This window comes from Pantoea phyllosphaerae (assembly GCF_051025595.1).
Lineage (GTDB): Bacteria > Pseudomonadota > Gammaproteobacteria > Enterobacterales > Enterobacteriaceae > Pantoea.
In genome coordinates, this window is the sequence record NZ_JBPFDE010000002.1 from 236,069 (window position 1) to 260,972 (window position 24,904).

The window sequence follows — 24,904 nt, forward strand, 5'->3', positions numbered from 1 at the left end:
ATGACAACAACAGACCAGGAAAAAAGGATTTTAGGCGCGTTTTACGGCCAGGCGCTGGGCGATGCGATGGGCATGCCGTCGGAGCTGTGGCCGCGCAGCCGCGTTAAGCAGCACTTTGGCTGGATCGATCGCTTTTTGCCGGGGCCCGCCGAGAACAGCGCCGCCTGTTATTTCGGCCGCGCGGCGTTCACTGATGATACCTCGATGGCGCTGGCGCTGGCGGATGCGATTATCAGCCATGACGGCGAAATTAATGCCGAAACCATTGGCGCCAATATCCTGCGCTGGGCAGAAGCCTTCGACGCCTTCAACAAAAACGTCCTGGGGCCGACATCCAAAATCGCGCTGAATGCGTTGAAAAACGGCACGCCGGTCGCGCAGCTTGAGAACAACGGCATGACCAACGGCGCCGCCATGCGCGTCTCGCCGCTGGGCTGCCTGCTGCCCGCGCGCCATCTCAGCGCCTTTATCGACGCCGTCGCGCTGGCGTCGAGCCCGACGCATAAGTCGGATGTGGCGATCGCCGGCGCCACGGCCATCGCCTGGGCGGTTTCGCGCGCCATCGACGGCGGCGACTGGGCGACGATTCGTGACGAACTTCCGCCCATCGCCCGCGCGGCGCAGGAGAAACGCATCACCACCTTTAGCGCGTCGATCGCGGCGCGTATCGAGCTGGCGCTGCAGGTTGTATCACAGAGCCGAGGCGTGGAATCCGCTATGCAGCAGATCTACGATGTGGTGGGCACCGGCACCAGCACCATAGAATCCGTACCGGCGGCCATCGCCATGGTCGAGCTGGCGCAGACCAACCCGAACCGCTGCGCGATCCTGTGCGCCAACCTGGGCGGCGACACCGACACCATCGGCGCGATGGCGGTGGCGATTTGCGGCGCGCTGCACGGCATCGACGCGATTGACGAGACGCTGAAGGCCGAGCTGGACGCCGCCAACGCGCAGGATTTCACCCACTACAGCCGCGCTTTCCTGCGCTTCCGCCAGCAGCGCGAGGCCGCCTGTGCTGACGCCTGACGATCTGGCGCGGCTGGAGGGGCGGCTGCCGGTGTGCGTTATCGGCGCGGCGGTGGTAGATGTGATTGCCGATGCCTACACGCTGCCGCATCGCGGCAGCGATATCGAACTGCATCAGCAGGGCGTCAACGTTGGCGGCTGCGCCCTCAACGTGGCGATTGCGCTGCATCGCCTCGGCATCCCGGCAATCAACGCGCTGCCGCTTGGCAACGGCATCTGGGCCAGTATCGTGCGGCAGAAACTCGCTGACTACGGCATTCACAGCGTGCTGGAAAGCGCCAAAGGGGATAACGGCTGGTGCCTGGCGCTGGTGGAGCCGGACGGCGAACGCACCTTTTTATCGGTGAGCGGCGTTGAGAACCTGTGGGATACGGCGATGCTGTGCACGCTGCCGCAGCCTGAGCATCGCTGGATTTATCTTTCCGGCTATCAGCTCACCAGCAAAAGCGGTGAGGTGCTGATCGACTGGCTGGAGCGGCAGGCGCAGCCCTTCCAGCTGCTGATCGATTTTGGCCCGCGGCTGGCGGATATCGGCGAGGCGCATTTTGACCGCATTATGGCGCTGCGGCCGCTGATCACCGTCAACCGCCAGGAGGCTGAGCTGTTATGGCGCGAGCGTTTGTCTCTCTCGGCGCCTTTCGACGCGCAGCAGCTGATGGCGCGCTGGCGGCAGCAATTTAGCGGCGCGATGGTGGTACGGCTGGATAGCGAAGGGGCGGGCTTTATCGACGACGCCGGTACGGGCTGGATCCCCGCGCTGGCGACCCAGGTCGTCGATACTATCGGCGCAGGCGACAGCCACGCCGGCGGGCTGTTAGCGGGGCTCGCGTCCGGCTGGTCGCTGGCGGAGAGCGTGGCGCTGGGCAATGCGGTCGCCTCATACGTGGTCTCTCGGCGCGGCGGCGACTGCGCGCCGGATCGCACGGCGCTGCGCGCCTACTGGCAGCAGCGCCTTACTCCGCGATAAACACGTACATATCGCTGCGGCAATAGCTGATGCTGTACTCCAGCGGGTTGCCCTGCGCGTCGAGCGTCAGCTGCTTAATGACCAGCACAGGCACGCTGGCAGGCAGGGCAATTTGCTGTTGCAGCGCCTCGTCCGGCATGCGTGCGCTCACTCTGCTCTGCGACTTTACCGGCAAAATCTGCTGCTGGTAAAAGTAGTCATACAGCGAAATGCCAATTTTGTCGGGGTCGGCGATATAGCGCGCCGGCACCCACGACTCTTCAACGGAAACCGCCTGCTGGTCAACGTAGCGAATGCGCTTGAGCAGATAAACTTCGCTGCCGCTCTTCACGCCCAGTTTTTCTGCGATATCCGCGCTGCAAGCGATCTTACTTTTGTTGATCCAGACGGTGTCGGGCTTTTTGCCTCGCAATACCGCCTGCTGCGACAGGCCCTTAGGCTCTTTTAAGGAATATTCAAACTGGCTGCAAATCTGCGTGCCATAGCCGCGTGAACGATGCACCACGCCCTCTTTTTCCAGCTCATCCATCGCCTTACGCACGGTGATGCGCGAAATGTTTAGCGACTGGCTGAACTCCCGTTCGCCCGGCAGGATCTCTTCTTGCACCAGAGTGCCGTCGCGCACCGCCTCTTTGATCGTGCTGGCGAAGCGTTTGTACAGCGGCGTGCGGCTCTCTTGCGCCAGCGTGGCGGTAAGCCGCGAAAATAGCGCGTTGTGATCGGTCATAACAGCTGGGCACTCATTTCAATAGGCGGCGGATGGGTCATGATACTGAATTTTCAGCGGCTGCGAAGGGCGATTGTCGGCAGAAAGCGCAACGCCTGCGTTTAACCGGTCCGCTCGTACAGCGGCCAGGCTTATAACCTGTAAAAATCAGACTAAACAGGGGCGCGTGATGCCAGTTTGCCGTATAAAAGAGAAGTCGAGAGGCGGCTTTAGTCGGCTAATTAGCAACAGACTCACCGGTTAAAGCAGTGAGCCTGCTTGTATATCAATGCGTCACGCTAACATCTTTTAGCGTCACGGGACTTTCAGGTTTATCACCTACCTGCATAGCGACCGGAACGAAAATATTAAGGTCTTGCAGCCAGGCGAGTTTGTCATGGCTTCCCGCTTGACCTTCGTTAGTTTCATGACACTCAACTAACAGATATTTGCCGCTAAACTGAGGTGAAATTTTATCTGCGTCTCCCTCGCACGTGACGTTGCAACTTAATGCTGAAGCCGTAACTTTCTTATCAGAATCGATATCTTCCCACTGCGCCTGGTATCGCTGACCAGTCACCAGCGGAAAACGCAAATCTGTCTGCAACTTATTGCACCAGGACGTTGATTGTTAGCGTGACTGTTATGCAAAGCTTCGCCTGAGGTAAGCTATTATCGCTCGTGGCACAGAGCAGACACATGCAAAAGCGAAAAGCAGACTCAATGGGTGTGCTGCAGCCACAACACACCTCTTTCCCGTTTTATAAAAACTTGAATGGTAACTATGAACAATGTTTTGCCCCTGCTTGATGTGCAAAACGTGGCTTTTTCCGTTGGTGAACGTCAGCTACTGCAACCCGTATCTGTGCAATTACATCAGGGCGATTCCCTGTTACTGACCGGCCCCTCTGGAAGCGGAAAAAGCACACTTTTGAAAATTCTTGCTTCGCTTGTCACCCCAACGGCTGGACATATCCTCTTCAAAAGCCGTGATATCACGACACTCACGCCAGAGACGTATCGTCAGCAAGTGGCTTATTGCTTTCAGACTCCGCAACTGTTTGGTGAGACGGTATATGAAAACCTTGCGTTGCCATGGCAGATTCGCCGGCAAAAACCCCAGCGGGATAAAATGGTTGCTGGGCTGGAAAGCGTCAATCTCTCTGCGGATATGCTGAATAAATCTGTAGAACAACTTTCAGGCGGAGAAAAGCAGCGTATCGGACTGCTGCGTAATCTGCAGTTTATGCCTGAGTTACTGTTACTGGATGAAGTCACTAGCGCCCTCGATGAAGAGAACAGGCTGGCGGTGCTTTCATTGATTAACCGGATCTCAGCCGAAGAGAAGGTAGCCGTGGTGCGGATCAGTCATGATGTAAATGATATTCAGCAGGCTGAGCATGTGCTTCACCTTGAGCCGCCAAAAAAGGAGAACAGGCGTGAATCAGCATAATATCAGTGATACCTCGCTAATACTGTCGCTCTCTCTGGTCATGATAGCGCTGCTTATCAGCCAGAAAGAAAAGCTCGGCATGGGCAAAGATATTCTCTGGAGCGTTTGCCGGGCGATTTTTCAACTGGTTATCGTCGGCTTTGTGCTGAAGTCAATTTTTGATGTCAATAATAGCTGGCTGACGGTGCTGATGGTGCTGTTTATCTGCTTCAATGCCGCGATCAATGCCCGTAAACGCGGTAGAAATATCGCTAACGTTTTTGCGATATCCTTTGCCGCTATTTTTAGCGGCACCGCTATCACGCTTACTATTCTGGTATTAAGTGGTGCGATAGCCTTTGTGCCGATGCAGGTCATTCCCATCTCAGGGATGATCGCGGGGAACGCCATGGTCGCGGTAGGGCTGTGTTACAGCAATCTGAACCAGCGCTTCAGCGACAACCGCCAGAAAATAATGGAGATGCTGAGCCTTGGCGCGTCGGTAAAAATGTCGTCGGGCCGCATTATTGCCGACAGTATTCGTACAGCCATGATCCCGACAGTAGATGCGGCCAAAACCGTTGGGCTGGTCAGTTTGCCGGGTATGATGTCCGGGCTGATATTCGCGGGAATAGACCCGCTAAAGGCGATTAAATATCAGATCATGGTGACATTTATGCTTATAGGGACCGCCAGCCTCTCAACCATCATCGCGGTCTACTTATCCTATCGACGATTTTACAACGCCAGGTCACAGCTAAAAATGTCCGATAAACAGGGAGATTAGCCTGATTGATTTGCCCCTGCGCATTAACATTCTTACTGATCTGAACGGGTCGATTGAGTGCTGGCTGCATGTTGTCTATAACGGTTCAGCGTCGCTTTATTGAGATGCTGATATACAATACGTAGCCAGCGCACAAAAAGAATGACGTTACGCCCTGACAGGTCTGTCAACGACATTTCCCAACGCATTCCGCAGCGCCGGCTCGGCATATTTGCTGATGAGCCAGGCGATATAATAGAGCGCGGCGACCACCACCACCGGCAGCGCTATCATCACCGCCTCACTCTTAATATAACCGTTCAGCTTAATCATCATGGCGATCATCAGGTTTTCATGAATCAAATAGAGCGCGTAACTGACAAAGCCGATGGCGGTGAAAAAGCGCACCGAAAGCCAGCGCTCCATCTGTTTTGAATAAAAGCTGGCAATAAAAAAGAGCATCACCATTAATAATGGTACCACTGAAATAACACCGTCATGCTTAACGTAGTAACTGAAGTTAATCAGCAGCGCCAGTAATACCAGGAGATAGTGATAACCTTTATCGCGTCCGTGTAAGCGTTCATACACCAGACAACCTACCATGAACCAGGCGTAATGGATAAAACCGAATTTTGAAATCACATCGATTATTAAGGGATGGCCCAGTGATTTCAGTACCGATGATGCCGAAAGTAATAACATCGGCACGAGCAGCGCTGGCAGGCAATATTTCCGTCCAAAGGTGAAATAAACGGCGCCGATAATCAGATAAAACAGCGCTTCGACATATAATGACCAGAATGAGCCCGCCATAGAGCTGAATTCAACCCCGGTAAACTGCGTCAGGGTTTCTGGATTAACAAATATCAGGCCGGGAATAAGATTCCTGCTCTCTGTGGTAATCACTGAGGATTCGGTAAAAAAACCGCCAGCGATATAGAGCAGCAGACTGGCAATCAGCATTGCCGGAAACAGGCGCAGCCAGCGTTTTTTCAGGAAATGGTTATAGCTGCGCGATTTATCCAGCGTCATAAATATGACAAAGCCAGAGATCATAAAAAATAGCTGCACGCCCACCCAGCCAAATGCCAGCAGGGGAATGTGTTGCGTGTCCGCCACGTAAGGCAAGAGTTCTGGCCATCGTGCATAAGCATGATAAGCAATAACCATTAGAATGGCTAAGCCGCGCATGCCGTCAAGATGCGTAATACGTGGGTGCATAGGTGCCCTTAATAAAGAAAAATAGTGCAAATTGTAAATGTGAAATTAACACTGACGCAAATTTACACTCAACCAGAATTATCCTGGAAACCTGGCGAACAAATAGAAATGGTTTCACCTCTGTGTGTCACTGGCGATAATATGCCCATGCTAAAACATGACTGTAATATTATTTCTGTAATAATAAGTCGGCTATGTTTTAAGAATGATAGCCTTGGCCCGGCCATTTTTAACTGCTCTGTTTTTTTAATGTCTCAGCTAAACTGCTGTTTTCTGGCTATCAACTATTAACCCTCACCATCTTGCCATGGTCTTTATTTACACTACTTTGTTAAACTAATGTGAAAATAAATCGACTATCTGGACAGGCGCGCAAGCTGGCAGCGGTTAATATTTCTGGCTTATTCCCCCATTTATTCTGCAAAGCGCAAAATAATGTCGCAGCTTGCTATCATCTTGCTTTGCCTGCGGCTACGCAGTCCGCGCCCTGAATGCACTGCGCTATTTCCATACCGGGGATCAGACGCTTGTGTCTGGTCTGGCGCAGGGATTCGCCTGAAACGGCTAAGAACCCCTTCAGTTTAAGATATCTTAAAATAGCTGTTATTCAGTACCGACAAAGCTCAGAAATCCTCAATTTCTCTCAGGCCGCGCCAGCAGCGGCCCACTGATTCGGTCACCATCACACCCGGCGCGGGCACGAACTCAGTTAACAGGTTGTAGACGGCATCCATTAGCTCCTGTTTTGAGATATCGCCTTGATAGGTAAAGACATCTCTGGGCAGCCAGTAGCTTTTGTTATTGTCGTCAGAAATGCTGTGTCGGAATCCATTGCTGTTCATCGCGTTACGAAGACGCCTGTACTCTCCAGCCGCGTCTATTTTCCCGCGGAGTTCTATTGAGATGTCATACACTGGCATGGGAACCATCCTTAAAAAGGGATTTAAATTTAAGTTTACTTTAATTCTTCCCGTTTGCCACTTTTTTGTTCGCAGCACCAGATGAAACGCGTAAGCCGGTAGCCTGCTTAACAGGCTAAAACTCACGCGCCGCGTCACAGCGCTTTCAGGCATCCGCCTGAGCAGATGCCTGACCTCAATCAGAACAGCACCGAGTAGTTCAGCCCAAAGGTGCGTCCGCGCCCTTTATAGGTATATAGAGCCGCATCGCCATAGGTCGGGCTATAGAGCCCCGGCGCGCGCTGGCCCCACACCGTGGTGTAATCCTTATCCAGCAGGTTCTCGACGCTAAAGCTGAGTTTGCCGACCGGCAGCGCATAGCTTCCCAGCAGGTCAACGGTGTTATAGCCGTTGATTTTCTTGCCGTCCGCATCGGAAACGTCAAAGGTTTGCGTGCTCTGCACGCGCAGGTTCCAGTCGCCCGGCGCCCAGTTCAGCCAGGCGCTGACCTTTGACGGGCTGGCGCTGTCGATGGTCAGCTTCTCCCATTTACCCTCGACGCGCGTTTCAGATTTAATGACGTTGAAGTTAGAACCGGTGCTCCATTCGCTGTCGTCAAAGAAGTAATCAACCTGGCCTTCCACGCCGTAAATGCGGCGCTTATCGTCATCCAGGTTAATTGTCATATCGGTTTTATTGATGCTGATGGTTTTATCCGACAGCGAATAGTAAGCCGCCAGCTGGGTACGCAGGTTATCGCCGGTATAGCGCCAGCCGAGCTCATAAGAATCGACTTTGATCCCATCGAGCTTCGAATCATTGACGTTAACGCTGTTGGTGAGGTTGTAATGGCCGTTCGCCAGGCGATAGGTGCCGGAACCGTAATATTTGGCCAGATCGGGGATCTCAAAGCCCTGCGAGAAGTTAAACCAGACCTGCTGGCGCTCGGTCAGACGACCCAGAATGCCGGCATTGAAAAGCAGGTTATTGTAGTCTGTCGATCCGCCCGGCACCGCATCCGCCGAGCTGGCCTGGCCGGTGGCGATCGCCTGCTGCTGCGCGTAGCCGACAAAATCGTCTACCTTGTTTTTCGTGTACTGATAGCGTACGCCGCCGCTCAGCGTAATGGCGTCGATGTCATAGCTCGACTGCAGGAACGGCGCAAGGTTAGTGATGCTATAGCCCGGATAGCGCCCGACGTTATAGGCGTTTCTCAGCGTCATGCCGCCGCTTTGCGCCGCGGTATTCAGGTCGAAAAACTGCTGGTTAGCGTCAAAAGTCTCATGGTCGGCGTCAACGCCGTAAGTCAGCGTCAGCGCGTCAACTGGCTGGCTGTTGAGGGTCAGCTTGCCGCCGTAGAAATCGGTCTTTTGCTGCGAGGCGCCGATGCTGGAGACGCGGTTGCGGGTGAGGGTAGGGAAAGGATAGAAGGTCAGGCTCTCGTCGCGATAGTAGACCTGCGCCACCAGATCCTGGCCGAGAAAGTCGGTATTGGAGTACTGCACATTGATCAGATGGCGTTCGGTGCCGGGCAGGCGGTCAGAGTCGAGGTTGCCTGCGTTATAGGCGCTGCCCGAGCCGGTCACCGCCGAGAAATTCTCGCCCAGGTAGAGGCCGTGCCTGCCGTCCGATTCGCTCTTGAAGTACTGCGTGGTGAGCTGCAGCTGCTGGTTCTCATCAATATTGAGCGTGCCCGTGCCCATCACATCCAGACGATCGGAGTACTGCAGCCCGGTCTGGGTATTGTCGATAATCGCCTCGTTGCCTTTGCCGTCATACCAGCCGCCGTAGCGCTGATAAGCTACCGACAGACGGCCCGAGGCCTTGTCGTCACCGCCGCTCACCGCCGCCGCCACGTTCTCATCGCGATCGTTATGGCTGTTAAATCCGCTTTTGACGCCGGTTTGCAGCTCCGCCTGTGTGCCCGGCTGGCCTTTTTTAGTGACGATATTGATTAAACCGCCGGTACTGCCGCCGCCATAGAGCGAGGTCGCGCCGGAAATCACCTCGATACGCTCGATGTTAAACGGATCGATTGCGTCCAGCTGGCGGCTGTCGCTGCGTGACGAGTTAAGGCGAACGCCGTCCACCATCACCATCATCGAGCGACCGCGCATGTTCATACCGTAGTTGGTGCGTCCCTGGCTGCTGACGTCCATGCCGGGAATAAGCTGCGCCAGCACCTCTTTTAACTCCTTGCCACCCTGAACCTGCTGCTCAATTTCTTGCCGCTCGATAATCCAGGTGGTTTGCGCCATCTCCGCCACGCTGCGGTGGGAGCGGCTGGCGGAGACCACCATCTGATCTTCCTTTACCTCTTCAGCCCAGGCGCCGGAAGAGAGCATGGCAAGTAAACAAGGATTTAAAACCCACAGATACGGCTGTTTCATTTTTTATTTTTTTCCAGTGACGTGTTCAAAACTGAACGGAATTAACGGTGTGTTGAGGATCCCGATCGTGATTTTCCGGCTGCTGCGTGCGCCACTGGATCACGCCAGGGGTGGTACTCAGCTCAAACGGCTCCGCCGGGTGCGCGCGGTTAAGAATGCGGGCGGCGCGCCAGGCCATCAGGCTGAGCTGGGGTTCTGCAATGCCCAGGCGCTGCATCCCGGCATTGACGGCAAACAGGCTGTTGCTTTCCGGGCCGTCCCAGTTAAGGGTGAAGTCGGTGTTGATCTGGAAATTTTCGTCGCGGTCGAGCTGCAGGCGATGCGCGACAGGCGCCAGAAAAGCGGGCTGCGCCGAGCGGTAGCCGGTAGCGAAAATCACCACGTCGGTCGTCAGCTGCTCTTCGCCGCGATCGAGATGGTGACGCAGCCTCAGCTGCTGCGCGTCCGGCGTCCGATCGAGCGCGATCACCGAGCGCGACGGCATCAGACGCGCCCAGGGCTGCTCGCGCAGCACCTCAAAGCGGTGGTACATCGCCCGATAGATGGCGAGAAGCGACTCGCTGGTGATGCCGTCCGAGGTCATCTTCTGCTCGTTCAGCATCTGCTGGCGCGCGCTTTCGTCCAGCGTTGAGAAGCTTTCCAGATATTCCGGCGTAAAGTACTCGTTGGCGAAGGCGGCTTCATCCAGCGCGTTGTAGTTGTTCCTGCGCGACACCCAGTTCAGGGCGGCGGGCTGGCCCCACTCGCCGCGGAAGATATTGAGAAACAGATCGGCGCCGCTCTGGCCACCACCGACGATGGTGACGCGCTTGTTGTGCAGGTCAGGCCGACGCAGCATCATTTCGCTGGCGTGAAAGCAGCGATCGTTCTGCTCGGTGACGCACGTCGGCAGCCTGGCCTGCTTGCCGATGCCGAGACAGACATGGCGCGCCTGGAAAGCGTCGTGCGCGGTGTCGACCGTGAAGAGGCGCGTCGCGTCGTCAAAGCTCACGCGGGTGACAGGCTGGTTAAATGCCAGATTGCTCAAACGCTTCGCCACCCAGGCCAGATAGTCGGAAAACTCCTCGCGGGAAACGGTGCGCTGCTCGGTGGTGAGAAAACGGTAGAATTTCTTCTGCTGCACCAGGTAGTTCACAAAGCTATAGCGGTTAGTCGGCTCTACCGCGCTCACCAGATCCTTAAGGAAGCTGGTTTGCATCGCGCAGTCCGGCACCATCATGCCCGGATGCCAGGCGAAATCGGGTTTGCGCTCAAGAAACAGCGAGCTGAAACCGTCCAGTCCTTCCGCCAGCGCGGCGACGCTGAGGTTAAACGGGCCGATGCCTATGCCAATGAAATCATAAGGCTTCATTTTGCAGACTCCTGGGTCACCAGATAGAGAGGGTTATCGAGATCGGTAAGGTAGTTGGGCAGCATGCGGCTGCCGCCGTCATGCTCGGCGAACCTCAGCTTGACCGGATTAAGCACGACGCGAATGATCTGAGGCCGGAAAAGATCGAACAGGGCAAAGCGATCGGCCATCGCCGGGTGTTGCGCCATATAGCGCTGCAGCACGCTGGCGAGAAGGCGGTAAAACTGGCCTTCATCAATGCCCGACTGCAGCGTCAGGCGGGAGATAAAACGCAGCACGGTAACAAAGTGGCCTGTCTGCAGATCGTGAATAAGGTAGTCGGCGCCCAGGCGCGCGGTGACCTCTTTCACCGCGGCAGGCAGCGACGCCGCCTCCGGGAAATCGCGATCCACAAGGCGCATATCGCCCTGAAAATCCTTCAGCAGAATGCGCTGCGGAATATGCTCTTTCATCACCAGCGTGACGTTCTGACCGTGCGCGATAAGCGCCACGCCGTAGCGGCACATCAGGTGATAGAAGGGGATCACCACCACCTCAAACATCCGACTCAGCCAGCTTGCCGCATCCAGTCCCGACGCCTTAATCCAGGCGTCAATCAGCGGGCGCCCGGCGTTATCGGTTTCCATCAGCGCGGCCATCAGCACCGCCTGTTCGCCTGCCTGCAAGTAGCAGCCGGGGCTTTCGCGCCAGATCACGCCGAGCATCTCCTGATAGCGATAGGGCGCCTGCGGCAGCGCGGCGTAGCCTTCGTGAGACAGGTAGCCTGCGGCCGGCTCCGCCAGAATCCGGGCGCCGGTGGCGCGCAGCGTCTCATCCTGCGCGAACTGTCGCGCTAACCAGCCGGAGGCGAGCGGCCCGGCAGCGATATACCTGCCGGGAATGCCGCGATAGCAGGAGGTGTTATAGATGGTCAGCGGCAGTTTGATATCAAACCGCGCCGCGCGGCTGACATTGGTCAGGGTGCGCAGCGACTGCTGCGCCAGATAGCGGTCGCCGAAGGCGCCCAGCTCGACTATCTCGCCGCGCGCCAGCTGCGGCAGAAAGTGAATTGCGATTTTTTGCTGCCACTGCCAGGGATGAACGGGCAGCGGCAGCCAGCGGTCGTCGAGCCCGGCCGACTGCCAGCGCTGGTGAAAGCGCGTCAGCTCGGCGTCATCCATGGCGCTGGCGAGCAGGGTAGCGATGTCGCAGGTCTCCTCATGGCTCCAGACCAGCTTATCCCGGCGCACCGCCACCCAGTGCAGCTGAAACCGATTGCGGTACTCCGGCGCATAGGCGCGCAGCGCATCCAGCCCCCAGCCGCGACGCCCTTTATTGAAGATGAACTTGGGATGTCCGCTGAGCAGGCACTGTAGCTCATCCGCATCGAGCGCGATCAGATCGTCGGCGCTCAGCGACTGGCGCGCTTCCAGCAGCTGCAGATCGCCGCGCAGCGTGGCGTAGAGATCTTCCAGATGCTCAGCCGTCTGGGCATCGCTCATCTCCAGCGTCACGGCCAGCTGGCGCAGCAGCGCGTCCGCCTCCATCGGCCCGCCGCTGAGAGAGGCGGGGTCGATGTGCAGCCAGCCCCAGATGCCGCGGCGGGCGGCAAACGCCCAGCGCGCTGTGCCCACGGTGATTTCCCAGCGGCCTGCTGAACGCTCTACGGCGCGCAGCGCCTGCTCATACTCCAGCTCAGCGAGGATTTTGGCGATCATCTCGCGGTTGACGCGCGCCCACATCATAACCCCACCTCCGTAAAGAAGCGGTGGCGCTCGCTCATTACCAGGCGAGAGCGCTTGTGGGGAAAATCAAACTCCTTGAGGGTGTGATAGCCAGCAACCGGCAGATGGCGGAACAGACGCTGATTATCGTAGCGCGGTTCAGCGACGATGCGCTGCGTGCGCGGCTCGTCGAGAAACAGGTAGTGCGTCAGCCCGCGCAGCCAGCTGCGAATAAAGTGCGCGCCGCGCCACGCCTCTTCACCCACCAGCATATGCAGCCCGCGATCGTAAGGCTGCCAGCGGTAGTGACGGCCGATGCGATCTTCCGCCGCCCAGTAAATTTCGAAATAGCCGAACGGCTGGTCGTCGAAACAGCCAATGACCGGGCAGCAGTACGCGGAGTCGAGCTGCTTGCGCAGGTAGCTCTCCAGCTCCGGCTGCGGCGCCGCCATTTCCCAGAAGGCGTTGACGCGGGGGGCGTTCATCCAGCGCGTAAAGCGCGCGGCGTCCTCCGCCACGTCGGCGACGCGAAAGCTGAGCGTCCGCTTGACCTGTGGATCGTAGCGCCGATAAATTTCGCCTTCCGGCCTGGCGGGACGCACGGGGTAAAAGAGCTGGCGCTCGTCATTGAACTGCATCTTGCCGCTGGCCGTCGGCCGTTCGCCGCGCTGCCACAGCGGCAACTGCCAGAAGGTTTCGCGGGAAATATAGTCGCCGTTGACCGCCGCGAACAGCGCCTGCGCCTGCGGCTCATGCTGCCACTGCGCCCAGGGCAGATGTACGCCGCTCAGGTGCGGCGCGGCCACCAGCAGCTGATCGATCGCCTCGGCAAGCCAGCCGTCCGGTATCGCCGCCACAAACTGCAGCGAGGCGCTGTTGTCCAGCCCAAGCATGAGCGGCAACGCCTGGCCGGTCAGCGCGCAGCGGAAACCGCTGTCGCCATGTACGATATGCGCGTTTGGCATCACGGCTTCTCCCTGTAGAACGGATTCTGGAAATCGAAGTAGATCACCGCCGGATCGGCGATGGTATTTTCGTTATGGTCGTGGAGATAGCAGTGGAAATTGCCTTTACAGTTCCAGTACTGGCTGTCGAGCACGTAATCGAGGCTGCGGGTATCGCTGACGCGACTGCGCAACACCGTCAGCCGGTCGCGCACCTGCGCTATCAGGCGCGCTTCGGTCTCAAAGCCTGCGGCGCCCAGCGCGGCGGTAACCGCCAGCGTGGAGTTGACCAGCAGGTAGTAGGGGAAGTAGCGCAGCACCTGCTCGCGGCTAAAGCGGTTTTCCGCATCCGCTTCCTCAATCTGCGCCAGCCAGTCAGCCGCGTTCTCCGTGAAGCCGCTGCCCTGGCAGTCGCGGTAGAGCAGGCCGACCGGCAGATCCTGCTGCATCTCCACCAGGATGTTTTGCTGATGCGCCAGCAGCACCAGGCCGTAATTGGCCTCAGTGCCGAACAGCGGCAGCAGTACGCGATCGCAGTAGGCGTCCAGCCAGCACTGCGCCGCCTGGGCCAGCGTCAGCCCGAGCCGGAGGCTCAGCCTTCTGACCGCCGCCGCCAGCAGGCTGTCGCCGCCGTCTGGCGCGGCCTGCGTCAGACTGACCAGCACGTTGGTCTGGGCGGCCGGGGTAGCGAAAAGGCTGTTGACGCGAAACGCCATCAGGCTCTCTTCCTGGATCGCGCCATCCGCGGCGCGCAGCCCGGCCCAGCCATCCTCCTGCATCACGCGCATAGTGGGATAGTCCATCTGCAACGACTGCCAGCGCGGCGTCTGGGCGAGGCGCGCGAGGCGCATGCCGCGCTTGACCTCTTTCACCGACAGGGTGCGCACCGAATTGGTCAGCCGCACGCTGAGCGAGAACTTGATCATATCGCTGCTGGCAGGCGAGTAGAGCGAACGCGAAGAGCTGGTGGGCAGCCAGGCGCTGCCGCACTCGCCTAAGTCCGTCAGCGCGCCGCTGGCGACCAGCTGCTGGCACCACGCCTGCGACAGCAGGTGGCGGGCCTGCCACGGATGCATCGGGATCAGCCAGCGCCGGTCGGTAAAGTGGCTCAGCAGCGCGGGCGCGCTCTGCGCGGCAATGCGCAGCAGACGGGCGCGCAACGACAGGCCGAGGCTTTCGCCCGCCACCGCGTCGCTATCGACAGAGAGCCAGTGCAGCGGGAAGTCGGAGGCGAAGTCAGGCAGATAGCGGCGCGCTTCTGCTTCGTTGAAGGGCTCATGCGACTTCGGCGCGGGGTGAAACGCATGGCCCACCAGCAGCGCCTGTTCGGCCTCAGCAAACGAAAGCGCTTTTTTGCGAAGCTCTGACCAGCGATGACGCAAATTGATCGCCTGCCAGGTATGGGCATGGCTTTCGCCCACGCGCTGCCGGAAGCGTTCGATGACGTCGCAATCGAGCTCCGCGCGAATGGCCGGTTTGGCCAGAATCAGCGAGACCAGGGTGGCAAAGCTGATGGCTTCTCCCTCGAGCGAATCGGGGCTGATGAGCCGTGCAGGAAACTGATAGTGATGGTGCTGGGTAGGAGAGAAGTAGCGCAGCGGCAGGCGGATCGTCTGCGATGACGAAAGGGGCAGGTCAATATGTTGCCTCTGACCTGGCGCGGCATCGGCAACGTATTTCCAGTCGCGCGTTTCGCGAAACAGCGCATTGAGAAAGCACTGCGCCGCCACGTCCACGCCAGCCGTTTGAGAGAAGCCATCCATAAGATAATCTCACTTCTTAACTGATAATGATTATCGTTATGATAATTATTTAATTTACAAAGGCAATCATTTTTGCAATATTTGCATACATCTCTTGAACTCTATATCCCTGTTTTTAACGGTGTCTTTACATTTATGTGTCAGTTATTACAGAGCAGGCGCGCATGACCGGGCCGGGAAAATCAAGCTGGCCGCTGGCTTTTTGCGCCGGGCTGCTGGGGATTGGTCAGAACGGCTTACTGGTTGTGCTGCCGCAGCTGGTAGAGATGACCGGCCTGACGCTCTCCACCTGGGCCGGTTTACTGATGTTTGGTTCGATGTTGTTTCTGCCCGCTTCGCCCTGGTGGGGACGCGTCTCCGAGGTGAAGGGCTGTAAATTTGTCGTGGTGGCATCGCTGTCAGGCTATCTGGCCAGCTTCGGCATGCTGGCGCTGGCGGTCTGGCTGATGGCGGGAAAACAAATCGGCATGCCGGTCGGGCTTGCCGCGCTGATTCTGTCGCGGATGGTTTACGGTCTGACCGTCTCGGGTATGGTGCCCGCCGCGCAGACCTGGGCGATGCAGCGCGCGGGCGCCGAGCGGCGCATGGCGGCGCTGGCGGCGATCAGCTCCGGGCTAAGCTGCGGGAGGTTGCTGGGGCCGCCTCTGGCGGCGGGCGCTCTCAGCCTTTATCCGATGGCGCCGCTGTGGCTGATGGCCGCCGCGCCGCTCTTCGCCCTGATGCTGATCGGCCGCGAGTATGGCGATCCGCCGCTGGCGCAGGTTGCGCATCAGGCGGCGCGCTGGCAGAGCAGTTTGCTGCCGCTTCTGGCGCTGGCGGCGCTGCTCGCCCTCAGCATCAGCCTGATGCAGATCGGGCTGGCGCCCGTGCTGCGCGATACCATGAGCGCCCCGGGGGCCGTCAGTCGCCATATCGCCTGGCTGCTAAGCCTGGCCGCCATCGCCACTCTGCTGGCGCAGTTTCTGGTGGTCAGGCCGCAGCGGCTGCAGGTTCAGCCGCTGCTGTTTAGCGCGGCGGTGTTGATGAGCGCAGGGCTGGGTATCATGGTCGTCGGCAACCTTATTGCGCTTTATGTGGGCATCGCCGTTACCTCTTTTGGCGCCGCGATGGCGACGCCCGCCTATCAGCTGATGCTGAATCAAAAACTCTCAATGGGCAAAGGGGCGGGCCTGATCGCCACCAGCCATACCCTTGGCTACGGCCTGAGCGCCTTGCTGATCCCCCTCATCACGTGGCAGTGGGGACAGCACTACGTGCTGGCGGGCGCATGGATCGCAGCAGCGATATTTTTCATGCTGGCCTGTCGGCTGCAATTCACAGCAAGCGCGGAAAGCGCGCGCTGAACGTCAGGAAAACATATGGACGCCATTCCCGCTTACCGCTTATTCACTCTCACCCTGCTGCGCAAAAGATGGCTCTCTCCGTCGCTGGTGAGCTGCCTCTTTACGGGCGAAGAGGTCGGGATGATGAAGCGCGACGGGCCCGATCAACGCATAAAGCTTCTCTTTCCGTCGATACAGGGCGTTCCCGCCTCGTTATCCGCGCATCTTCCGTGGCGCGAGCAGCTGAAAACCTTACCGCCAGCGCAAAGGCCGATACCGCGCACCTACACGCTGCGCGCGGTTGACGTTGCCGAGCGCCGGGTTGAGGTGGAGTTTGTCATTCATGGTACAGAGGGGCCCGCTTCGGCCTGGGTTATCGGCGCCGCGCCGGGCGACGCTCTGCAGATGGTTGCGCCCAACCGGCAGCACGTCGACGACAGCGGCGGATATGAATGGCAGCCTCATCCCGAGGTAGAGCGCGGTCTGGTGGTCGCCGACGAGACGGCGCTGCCGGCGGTCAAAGGGATCCTTGAGCAGGTGGCACAAATGGCGTCGCCGCCCGCGCTGCAGATTTTTCAGGAGGTGCCGCGGACGGAGGACTGCATCGACTGGCGTGACTACGCCTTTGCACACGTTTTCTGGCTCCCGCGGGACCAAACCCGGTCAGCCCACGGCGCAGCGCTGCTGCAGGCGCTTAAGGCGAACCTCGTCGTGCCTGGCTTTGCGCTCAGCCCTTCACCGCATGCCTGCCGTGAGGTTGAGCAGCCGATGTTATGGCGCGGCGCGGCGCGCAAGGCGAATCGTTTTTATGGCTGGATCGCGGCGGAGTCTTCAGCCGTCAGGCATATCCGGCGCTATCTGCTGGAGGAGCGGCAGCTGGCGAGCGACAACCTGAGTTTTATGGCCTACTGGAGCAAAGGTTAACGGCTTCATTTAGCGTGGGAAAAGGGGCTGAAGCGCGCCGCCCTGCGTACGGCGCGCCCCAGCCTGGCCAGTCAGCCGTTTTCAGAGGAGCGCACGGGGTAGAAGCGCGCTGTTTGCTGCTGCCGCGCTCTGCGCGGCAGCAGCAGGCTGGCGATGATAATTACCAGCGTCAGGCCGCCGGTCGCCAGCAGCTCATTCTGATGCTGCGGGTTGAACAGCATGCAAACCAGCACGGTGACGATAAACAGAATGGTCAGCCAGGTCAGGCCGGGGAACAGCCACATGCGGTAACTCAGCGTTTCACCCGCCTTTTCGCGCTTTTTGCGCAGCACCAGATGAGAGAAGGCAATCACCAGGTAGACCAGCAGCGCGATGGCGCCTGAGCTCGCCAGCAGGAATTCAAACACCCTGCTGGGCGCCAGATAGTTAGCCACCACTGCGACAAACGCCGCCGCCGTTGAGAGCAGCACCGCCACCCATGGCGTACCGCTGCGCGTGGTGCGGGATGCCGCTGCAGGCGCATCTTGTCGCCGCGACAGGGAGTAGAGCATGCGCGAAGAGGTATAGAGCGCCGAGTTAAGGCAGCTGCAGACCGCGATCAGCACCACGACGTCGACGATCAGCCTGGCGTGCGGAATATTCATGGCCTGCAGCACCGTCTGATAAGATCCATGCTCAACCAGCGACGGTGAATTCCAGGGCACCAGAGCGACCACGAAGAATATCGACAGCAGATAGAACAGCGCGATACGCCAGATAACCGAATTGGTGGCCTGGGTAATCTGTTTGCCGGGGTTCTTCGATTCGGCGGCAGCGATGGTGATAATTTCGGTGCCCATAAATGAAAACATGGTGGTCAGAATCGCCGCCATCACCTTGCCGATGCCGTTGGGCATAAAGCCCTGGGTATCATAAAGATGCTGGAGGCCGCTGGCGCCGCTGTTGGGCAGATAGCCCAATACGGCCAGCCCGGCGGCGCACAGGAACGCGACAATCGCCGCAACCTTGAGCAGGGCAAACCAGAACTCAAACTCGCCGTAGTTTTTCACGCTCAGCAAATTGGTCAGGGTCAACACCAGCGTAATGGCGAGCGTAAACTGCCAGATGGCGATTTGCGGAAACCAGGCGTGCAGGATGGTGCCAGCCGCATTCGCCTCCAGCGGGATCACCAGCACCCAGAACCACCAGTAGAGCCAGCCGATGGTAAACCCGGCCCAGCGGCCGAGCGCCTTGTCAGCATAGGTCGAGAAAGAGCCGGAATCGGGCAGCGACACCGCCATCTCCGCCAGCATACGCATAATCAGCACCACCAGCGCGCCAGCGGCGGCATAGGCGATAAGCACCGCCGGGCCCGCCTCGGCGATAGCGTGGCCAGATCCTACAAACAGGCCTGCGCCAATCACGCCAGCAATGGACAACATGCGCACATGGCGCGGCTTAAGATTTTGTGCCAGTGCACCTTCATTCGCACTCTGCATTCTCGTCATCAATACCTCTCCAGAACGGCGCCGGGCTTGGGTGCCCGGGACAAGCAGGGGGCCAGACTCGCGCTAGCGAGCCGGGAAGCTGAAACGTTTTATTTACATTTCCCGACAAACGCTTTTATTAATGCGTGCGAAGAGGTAAGTTGCCAGAGCCAATTTCAGAGAGTGGGATGGAGCCAATTGCAGCTGTTATATGCCGATCACCTGTTAGAGCGACTGCAGGTTTTGCAGAGCGGTTCGCTACAGCAGCGACTGCTGGCCTGCATACAGGCCGCTATTATTGAAGGGGTTTTTCCTCGCGGCGGGCGGTTGCCGCCTACGCGCGACATGGCGCGCGAGCTGGGCGTATCGCGAAATACGGTACTGCATGTTTATGAAAGTTTGATGGCGCAGGGCTACGTGACGGCACGCACCGGCAGCGGCACCCGGGTGGTGGAGACGCTGCCGGAGATCTGTCTGCAAAGCCAGGCGATCGCGCTGCTTCAGCCGACAGCCGCGCCGCTGCCGGCCACCCTGTCAAAACGTGGCGCAACGCTCTTGGGGCATGCCACCGCCTCGCCCTATCAGTGGGGCGCCTTCGTGCCCGGCGCGCCTGATGTGACCGAATTCCCGCATAAGCTGTTTAGCCAGATCCAGGCGCGGCTCAATCGCGATCCCGACGTTCACCGGCTGATCTACAGCAGCGGCGGCGGCTGTCCCGATCTGCGGCATGCGCTGGTGGAGTATCTGCGCGTGGCGCGCTCGGTGAAGGCGGATGCCGATCAAATCCTGATCACCGAAGGGGTGCATCAGGCGGTGGACCTGGTAAGCTGCGTGCTGGGCGATCCGGGGGATCTGGTGTGGATGGAGGAGCCAGGATACTGGGGCACGCGCAACCTGCTGCGTAAAAACGGCATGAAAATTCGCGCCATCCCGGTCGATGATCAAGGCATTGTGCCCGCGTCCGGCGCGCCGCCTCGCATGGTATTCGTGACGCCGTCACATCAATATCCGCTGGGCGCGCACCTGAGTCTGGCGCGGCGTAAGGCGTTGCTGGCGCTGGCGCGACGTCACGGCAGCTGGATTATCGAAGATGACTACGACAGCGAGTTTCGCTTTTCAGGCAGCCCCTGGCCGTCGCTACAGGGGCTGGAAGAGGATGCGCCGGTCATCTATATGGGCACCTTCAGCAAAACGCTCTATCCGGCGCTGCGCATTGGCTACATGGTGGTGCCGAAGATGCTGGCGGAGCCGATGCGCACCGCGGCGACCGAGCTCTATCGCGGTGGCCATCTCTTAATCCAGCGTGCGCTGGCAGAGTTCATCCGCCAGGGGCACTATATGGATCATATCCGTCGCATGCGCCTGCTTTATGGTCAGCGGCGTCAGTTTTTATGCAGGCTGATCGAGCGCTATCTGGGGCCAGATTTTTTGCCGCCGGTCAATCATGAGGCAGGGCTGCATCTGGTGCTGCGGCTGCCAGAGGGTTGTGATGACGTTGCGATTAGCGCAGAGGCGCTCAAGCGCGGCGTAAAGGTGCGGCCGCTCTCGCAGTACTATATGCATCCGCAGCGCGCACGCGGCCTGCTGCTCGGCTACGCCTGCGTTAATGAGCGGCAGTGTCAGGATGCGTTTGGCGTCCTCAAAGGCTGTTTGATCGCGGCGGGCATTGAGGTCAACGCGCAATAGAGTATCCAGCGGTCACAACCAGCCTATTCTCTGCCCATAAATCTGTAATTTTTTTGCAACTTAAATCAATTTCCAATCAGCCACTTAAAGGCAAACGGGCCGCAAAGCAGCGTCGCTGCTGGGTAAGTGGCTAAAGCCACCTTTCGCCATGCCGATAAATCATACAGGTTCCATGAGGTATGTAGCGGCTATGTTAACAATAAACCATAACAAATTTGCCGCGCTGACGAGTAAATCGATGAATAACAGCTCGTCAGCGCTGGAGCAGGTTATAGAACAACTCTCATCAGGCTCGCGTATCAACAGCGCAAAAGATGATGCGGCGGGACAGGCGATAAGTAACCGGATGACGGCGACCGCTAAGGCGGATAGCGTGGTTTCGCGCGGCCTGAACGATGCCATCAGCCTGGCGCAGACCGCTGAAAGCAGCCTCAGCACCGTTAGCGACAAACTTATTCGCGCCAAAAGCCTGGCGATCCAGGCGGCGAACGGTACCCTCTCGGACGCCGACCGCGCCAGCGTCAACAATGAGTATCAGCAGATTCTGGCAAGCATCACCGACATTTCTCAGCAGACGGAGATATTTGGTCAGTACCCGCTGGCAACAGACGATCCGGAGCTGCCGCCTGCGCTGTTGGGCAACGTGCAGCCGATCAAAAATAAGTTCCCGGTGGCGAATCAGAGCTATTCGTTTACCTCCGGCGTGATACCGCTCGCTTATATTCCGGCAGGCGCGACCAACATTACTATCAGCATCGACTCGCTGGCGCAGGATGACGACCTGCAGCTGTTTACGCGCGACGGCAAGCATCTGGTCGGCACCCCGATCAACGGCAGCGATCCAGACTTTACCTGGGTGAGCAAAGGGATCATCGATAACGCTACCGCGACAACGTCACTGCTGACCAGCGCCAACGGTTTTGACAGCGGCGCCACCTATGACGATTCCCAGCTGCTTCAGGGCGGGGCGAGCTGGTCGCTGAGCGGCAGCGCCTCGATGAGCTATAACGGCATGAACATTAGCTACAGCGGCGATGGCGATCGTTATGAGGACACCGCAACCGGCGACTATAACAATGGCACCATCAAGAGCAATCCGCTGGAGCGCATCAGCCTGGATAAGGTGACGGAAGATCTGATTGTGGTCGTGGTGGGCAACGGCTCTTTTACCAGCCAGCTTACCTGGGGCGATCTGCCGGAGCCGGTGACGCAACCCGCAGTACCGCCCATTAAGAGCCAGCATTTTGACGTCGTGACCAGCGCCGATTTTGGTCAGCAGATGCAGTTCGATACCCTGAAGCCGACGCCCGCTGACCTGAAAACGCTGGGGCTGAAGAATACGACGCTGTTAACCAGCAGTGATATTTCCGTTACCAGCAAAGCGCTGGATGCGGCGCTGGAGAAAGTGAGCGCTTATCGCTCCTACTACGGCGCGAAGATTAACCGCTATGAATCGAACAGAACGGTGCTGGCGCAGCAGAGCATTGATACACAGTCGGCGAGCAGCCGCATTCAGGATGCCGACTACGCGCAGGAAGCGAGCCGCCTGGCGCAGGCGCAGATCCTGCAACAGGGTCAAAATGCGGTCATGAAAATCGCCAATCAGACGTCGGACATGGTGCTGGCGCTGCTGCGCAGCTAAGGTTCTCCTGCTTTTTCTCCCCCCTCACGCCGGTTTTTTTCTCCTCTGTATGACCAGGGATGGTTTCTTTCTTATTTTCACTAGCGGCCACCGAGATAAAGCGCCTGTAGCGGGTGAATCTTTAGTAGAGTGTGAAGCACTTATCCCGATCTGTTTCAAGGCGCTGGAAAAAGGGCAAACCATGCTATTCGCCATTCGATTTACCGATAGTTCAGCACAGTTAAGCGTCAGAGAGCGCTATTTCGACGCGCATATTGCATGGCTGAAAAGCAAAAGAGACGTTATCAGGCTCGCCGGATCTTTACGTGAAAAGCATAGCGATCGGCCCATTGGCGCTTTATGGGTTGTTGAAGCCGCTACTGAAGAGGATGCCTTTGATCTTTTTGCTGAAGATCCTTTTTGGGTGCACGGATTAAGGGCTTCCGTAGAGATCCACGCCTGGAGTCTGGCATTTATTGACATGCTTTCTGACGCCGCTTCCCGATCGTCTGTTGGGTAAAGGCTCAGGCATGTTTGACTTTTTTACTCTCCCGTAAGCAATGACAGCGCGAAACAGTTGCGTATAAACCTCAGCCCTGTTGCCTGTCAAAGCAGCTGGTGAAAGCTGTGTCGCATCAGCGCTTCGGCGACATTGAGCATCCGCCGCTCAGGGGAAATGGCCAGTACATGCTAATTTCTGTGTGTCGCCAGGCGATACAGAGCCGTCATTGCTTCGGCCCGCGTTGCGCCAGCGCCAGAGGCGTTAATGAAATTGACACGCATAGACATTGCAACCGCCCGCAACAAGCACAACTGTGCCCGTGTAGAGGGCGTGTTGATAGCTGCCGCAGCAAGCAGATCTGCAGCTACGAAATCGGGCGTCAGGCCGCTGAGGAGGACCGCACCGACATGGCGGGAGCGGTTCAAGGGGGGTTCTTCTGGGCTACGGGCGCTGAAGCCCGGCAGCAGGTTACTTTCTGGAAGGATAGGCATAGTCGTTCCAAATAGTAGGTCTAGGCGGCCAGTTGAGGGAAAATTGCATTTGGTGGAATGGGGGGATCTGAGGCGGCAAAAGACTTTTGAGTAAAAGCTGTACAGCGTGGTAAACTGATAGAAAGTTAAGGGGGATCAAATGCCAGATTTAATCAAATTCCCAGGTTTCAACCCAGAAGAAATGGTCGCGAAGGCACGCTTGACAGTAGCGAGTATTAACGATAAACACATCCTTTCAGCTCTTAATATGCGGGCGATAGAAATGATGGCCCAAGGCCATGATGTCAGGATTGACGTGAAATCCGATGGCTCAGCGGATGTTACTGTCGAACTTATGGAACTGAAACCTCAGGTAGGTATCGACGAAGCCAAAAGCGAAAGTGGTTTAAGTTATGCCGCTGGGTTAGACGTTATTAAGCGGGCGCTAAAAGCCGCCACCTTATAATTCAGTCTGAACAATGGAGCCCCTCTTTGGGGCTTTTGTATATGGAAATGCTATGAACGGCCATCCCAGAAAATATGCTTTTACTGAGATTGTAAAGGATAGTGAAGATCCGGCTCAGTTAATGGCTTACGCCTTATATAAATCTCATAAAAGTGAAAGGGCCGTTTTTTTTGCATCTGAGCCTGGAGCCACAGAAGCGATTGTTGAAGCAAAATTAAAGGGCTGGCATGACGAGCTTGTAAGTGATCCTATCCGGCTTAAGCAGTTTCGCGATTCTGGCGAATCGGTTATCAAAGCCCTAATCGATGCCGCTAATGCTGTTGCAAGGCAAGATGCGAAGCAGCAGCATGAGCAGGATTTTAAGATGCAGGCTTCAACCTATATAGCTCAGATAACCCAGTTGAATGCCGACTTGCAAGATGCCTCAAAGATTGCTCGTCAAGAATGGGCAGAACATATTGCTAAATGGACCCAACAGCAAAATCAGCCCCAAGGCATTAAAAAATTTGTAATAAATGCTTTTAAATGGATTGGCGGGAGTATTTCGGGCGCGCTTGGTGTCGTATTTGTAGCAATGATCATTGGTGGGATAGTTATTGTCTGTGCAGATGAACCCCGCAAAGCAGCTAACGAATCTCTAAAACATCTCGTAGATCTTACTTTGCCAGCAACGTTAGTCGATACGGGTGTTAATACGGACGATGAAAAACCATTGCCCAAATAAGTATTATTCTGGTCTGGAAAAAAAACCAGTAAGGGGACTTTTTTACGCCTGTAGAAATTCCGCCAGTAACCGTCGAACGGTAAAGCTCCGAATCCTCGCCGCTCTGCTCGCGGGCCTTTTTAGCTTCCAGGGTAAAAAACTTACCCAAACGGCAGGCGTCGATTGTCATCAGTATAAAGGCCAGTTGTCACAGCGCGCTTAAACGCCCCCCGTGCGCACATCGGGACATGGGCTATCAAAGCCGCCGCTGAGGGTAAATCGTCTCTCTCAGCGCCTCCAGCAGCTCATTAGCGCACCGATGTGCCTGATCCACGACCACGAAGGAATAGCAGCCCTTCATCTGCTCGATTTTCGCGTTCGTCAGCGTGTTGGGATGCATCCAATCAATCCGGCGTTCTGACGCAGCCTTTAACCGAACGGAAAGAGCGTCGAATTCAAGCGCAGAGCCCTGCGTTGGGTTATCCAGCGTCATCAGCCGGATAATTCCGCGAACAATGCTCAGCATCGCAATGTCCGGGAGAAAATGAAAGCGCGGCCCATATGCGTGCA

22 protein-coding genes are annotated in these 24,904 nt (G+C 57.5%); 11 read left to right on the top strand and 11 right to left on the bottom strand.

Features of this window, described 5'->3' with window-relative positions; genetic code table 11:
• The gene (locus ACR6A7_RS04340; protein WP_434123583.1) at positions 1-1,029 is read left to right on the top strand and encodes an ADP-ribosylglycohydrolase family protein; all 1,029 of its coding nucleotides are present in this window, start codon (positions 1-3) and stop codon (positions 1,027-1,029) included.
• A complete protein-coding gene (locus ACR6A7_RS04345) occupies positions 1,016-1,996 on the top strand; it encodes a PfkB family carbohydrate kinase (RefSeq protein WP_434123585.1) in 981 nt (326 codons plus the stop codon). Before ACR6A7_RS04340 ends, ACR6A7_RS04345 begins: the two co-directional genes overlap by 14 nt.
• Here the strand turns inward: ACR6A7_RS04345 and ACR6A7_RS04350 are convergent.
• Together ACR6A7_RS04350 and ACR6A7_RS04355 are read right to left on the bottom strand one after the other, a co-directional pair.
• Entirely contained in the window at positions 1,983-2,723 is a 741-nt protein-coding gene (locus ACR6A7_RS04350) for a GntR family transcriptional regulator (protein ID WP_434123586.1), read from the bottom strand. The two genes, ACR6A7_RS04345 and ACR6A7_RS04350, sit on opposite strands and share 14 nt — an antisense overlap.
• Before the next feature lie 265 nt (positions 2,724-2,988).
• Positions 2,989-3,309, bottom strand: a complete 321-nt coding sequence (locus tag ACR6A7_RS04355) for a hypothetical protein (protein WP_434123587.1) — start codon at positions 3,307-3,309, stop codon at positions 2,989-2,991.
• A gap of 177 nt (positions 3,310-3,486) precedes the next feature.
• On the opposite strand from ACR6A7_RS04355, the gene fetA reads away from it, so the two are divergent.
• Both fetA and fetB read left to right on the top strand, forming a co-directional pair.
• Complete coding sequence (gene fetA / locus ACR6A7_RS04360) at positions 3,487-4,155, top strand: iron efflux ABC transporter ATP-binding subunit FetA (RefSeq protein WP_434123588.1); 669 nt, start codon at positions 3,487-3,489, stop codon at positions 4,153-4,155.
• Positions 4,142-4,921, top strand: a complete 780-nt coding sequence (gene fetB, locus ACR6A7_RS04365) for an iron efflux ABC transporter permease subunit FetB (RefSeq protein WP_434123589.1) — start codon at positions 4,142-4,144, stop codon at positions 4,919-4,921. The genes fetA and fetB overlap by 14 nt, the downstream gene beginning before the upstream one ends.
• A 147-nt stretch (positions 4,922-5,068) precedes the next feature.
• Here the strand turns inward: fetB and ACR6A7_RS04370 are convergent, their stop codons facing one another.
• The 7 genes from ACR6A7_RS04370 to ACR6A7_RS04400 form a co-directional block, all read right to left on the bottom strand.
• Positions 5,069-6,124 (bottom strand): acyltransferase family protein, encoded by a 1,056-nt coding sequence (locus ACR6A7_RS04370; RefSeq protein ID WP_434123590.1) that lies wholly within the window; start codon positions 6,122-6,124, stop codon positions 5,069-5,071.
• 623 nt (positions 6,125-6,747) lie between these two features.
• On the bottom strand, positions 6,748-7,044 hold the full coding sequence (locus tag ACR6A7_RS04375) for a hypothetical protein (RefSeq protein WP_434123591.1): 297 nt from the start codon (positions 7,042-7,044) through the stop codon (positions 6,748-6,750).
• A gap of 179 nt (positions 7,045-7,223) precedes the next feature.
• Positions 7,224-9,413 (bottom strand): TonB-dependent siderophore receptor, encoded by a 2,190-nt coding sequence (locus ACR6A7_RS04380; protein WP_434123592.1) that lies wholly within the window; start codon positions 9,411-9,413, stop codon positions 7,224-7,226.
• A 25-nt stretch (positions 9,414-9,438) separates the two neighbouring features.
• The gene (locus ACR6A7_RS04385; protein WP_434123593.1) at positions 9,439-10,764 is read right to left on the bottom strand and encodes a lysine N(6)-hydroxylase/L-ornithine N(5)-oxygenase family protein; all 1,326 of its coding nucleotides are present in this window, start codon (positions 10,762-10,764) and stop codon (positions 9,439-9,441) included.
• Positions 10,761-12,488, bottom strand: coding sequence for an aerobactin synthase IucC (gene iucC / locus ACR6A7_RS04390; protein ID WP_434123595.1), 1,728 nt, complete (start codon positions 12,486-12,488; stop codon positions 10,761-10,763). The genes ACR6A7_RS04385 and iucC overlap by 4 nt, the downstream gene beginning before the upstream one ends.
• The gene (locus ACR6A7_RS04395) at positions 12,485-13,432 is read right to left on the bottom strand and encodes a GNAT family N-acetyltransferase (protein ID WP_434123596.1); all 948 of its coding nucleotides are present in this window, start codon (positions 13,430-13,432) and stop codon (positions 12,485-12,487) included. The genes iucC and ACR6A7_RS04395 overlap by 4 nt, the downstream gene beginning before the upstream one ends.
• Positions 13,432-15,174 carry an IucA/IucC family protein gene (locus ACR6A7_RS04400; RefSeq protein WP_434123597.1) on the bottom strand — a complete coding sequence of 581 codons (1,743 nt, stop codon included), beginning with the start codon at positions 15,172-15,174 and terminating at the stop codon, positions 13,432-13,434. Before ACR6A7_RS04400 ends, ACR6A7_RS04395 begins: the two co-directional genes overlap by 1 nt.
• 164 nt (positions 15,175-15,338) lie before the next feature.
• On the opposite strand from ACR6A7_RS04400, the gene ACR6A7_RS04405 reads away from it, so the two are divergent.
• On the top strand, positions 15,339-16,517 hold the full coding sequence (locus tag ACR6A7_RS04405; protein WP_434123805.1) for an MFS transporter: 1,179 nt from the start codon (positions 15,339-15,341) through the stop codon (positions 16,515-16,517).
• A 15-nt stretch (positions 16,518-16,532) separates the two neighbouring features.
• Positions 16,533-17,420, top strand: a complete 888-nt coding sequence (locus ACR6A7_RS04410) for a siderophore-interacting protein (protein ID WP_434123598.1) — start codon at positions 16,533-16,535, stop codon at positions 17,418-17,420.
• Positions 17,421-17,491: 71 nt separating this feature from the next.
• Here ACR6A7_RS04410 and gabP read toward each other — a convergent pair whose 3' ends face one another.
• Positions 17,492-18,907, bottom strand: coding sequence for a GABA permease (gene gabP, locus ACR6A7_RS04415; protein WP_434123599.1), 1,416 nt, complete (start codon positions 18,905-18,907; stop codon positions 17,492-17,494).
• A 177-nt stretch (positions 18,908-19,084) separates the two neighbouring features.
• On the opposite strand from gabP, the gene pdxR reads away from it, so the two are divergent.
• The 5 genes from pdxR (at position 19,085) to ACR6A7_RS04440 (ending at position 24,355) form a co-directional block, all read left to right on the top strand.
• Entirely contained in the window at positions 19,085-20,572 is a 1,488-nt protein-coding gene (gene pdxR, locus ACR6A7_RS04420; RefSeq protein WP_434123600.1) for a MocR-like pyridoxine biosynthesis transcription factor PdxR, read from the top strand.
• Between the two features lie 190 nt (positions 20,573-20,762).
• Positions 20,763-22,214, top strand: a complete 1,452-nt coding sequence (locus ACR6A7_RS04425) for a flagellin N-terminal helical domain-containing protein (protein ID WP_434123602.1) — start codon at positions 20,763-20,765, stop codon at positions 22,212-22,214.
• Between the two features lie 49 nt (positions 22,215-22,263).
• Positions 22,264-22,713, top strand: coding sequence for a YciI family protein (locus tag ACR6A7_RS04430; RefSeq protein ID WP_434123603.1), 450 nt, complete (start codon positions 22,264-22,266; stop codon positions 22,711-22,713).
• Positions 22,714-23,325: 612 nt separating this feature from the next.
• Positions 23,326-23,631, top strand: a complete 306-nt coding sequence (locus ACR6A7_RS04435) for a hypothetical protein (protein WP_434123604.1) — start codon at positions 23,326-23,328, stop codon at positions 23,629-23,631.
• 52 nt (positions 23,632-23,683) lie between these two features.
• A complete protein-coding gene (locus ACR6A7_RS04440; RefSeq protein WP_434123605.1) occupies positions 23,684-24,355 on the top strand; it encodes a hypothetical protein in 672 nt (223 codons plus the stop codon).
• Positions 24,356-24,590: 235 nt separating this feature from the next.
• On the opposite strand, the gene ACR6A7_RS04445 is transcribed toward ACR6A7_RS04440, so the two are convergent.
• On the bottom strand, positions 24,591-24,860 hold the full coding sequence (locus ACR6A7_RS04445; RefSeq protein ID WP_434123606.1) for a hypothetical protein: 270 nt from the start codon (positions 24,858-24,860) through the stop codon (positions 24,591-24,593).
• Positions 24,861-24,904: the final 44 nt, after the last annotated feature.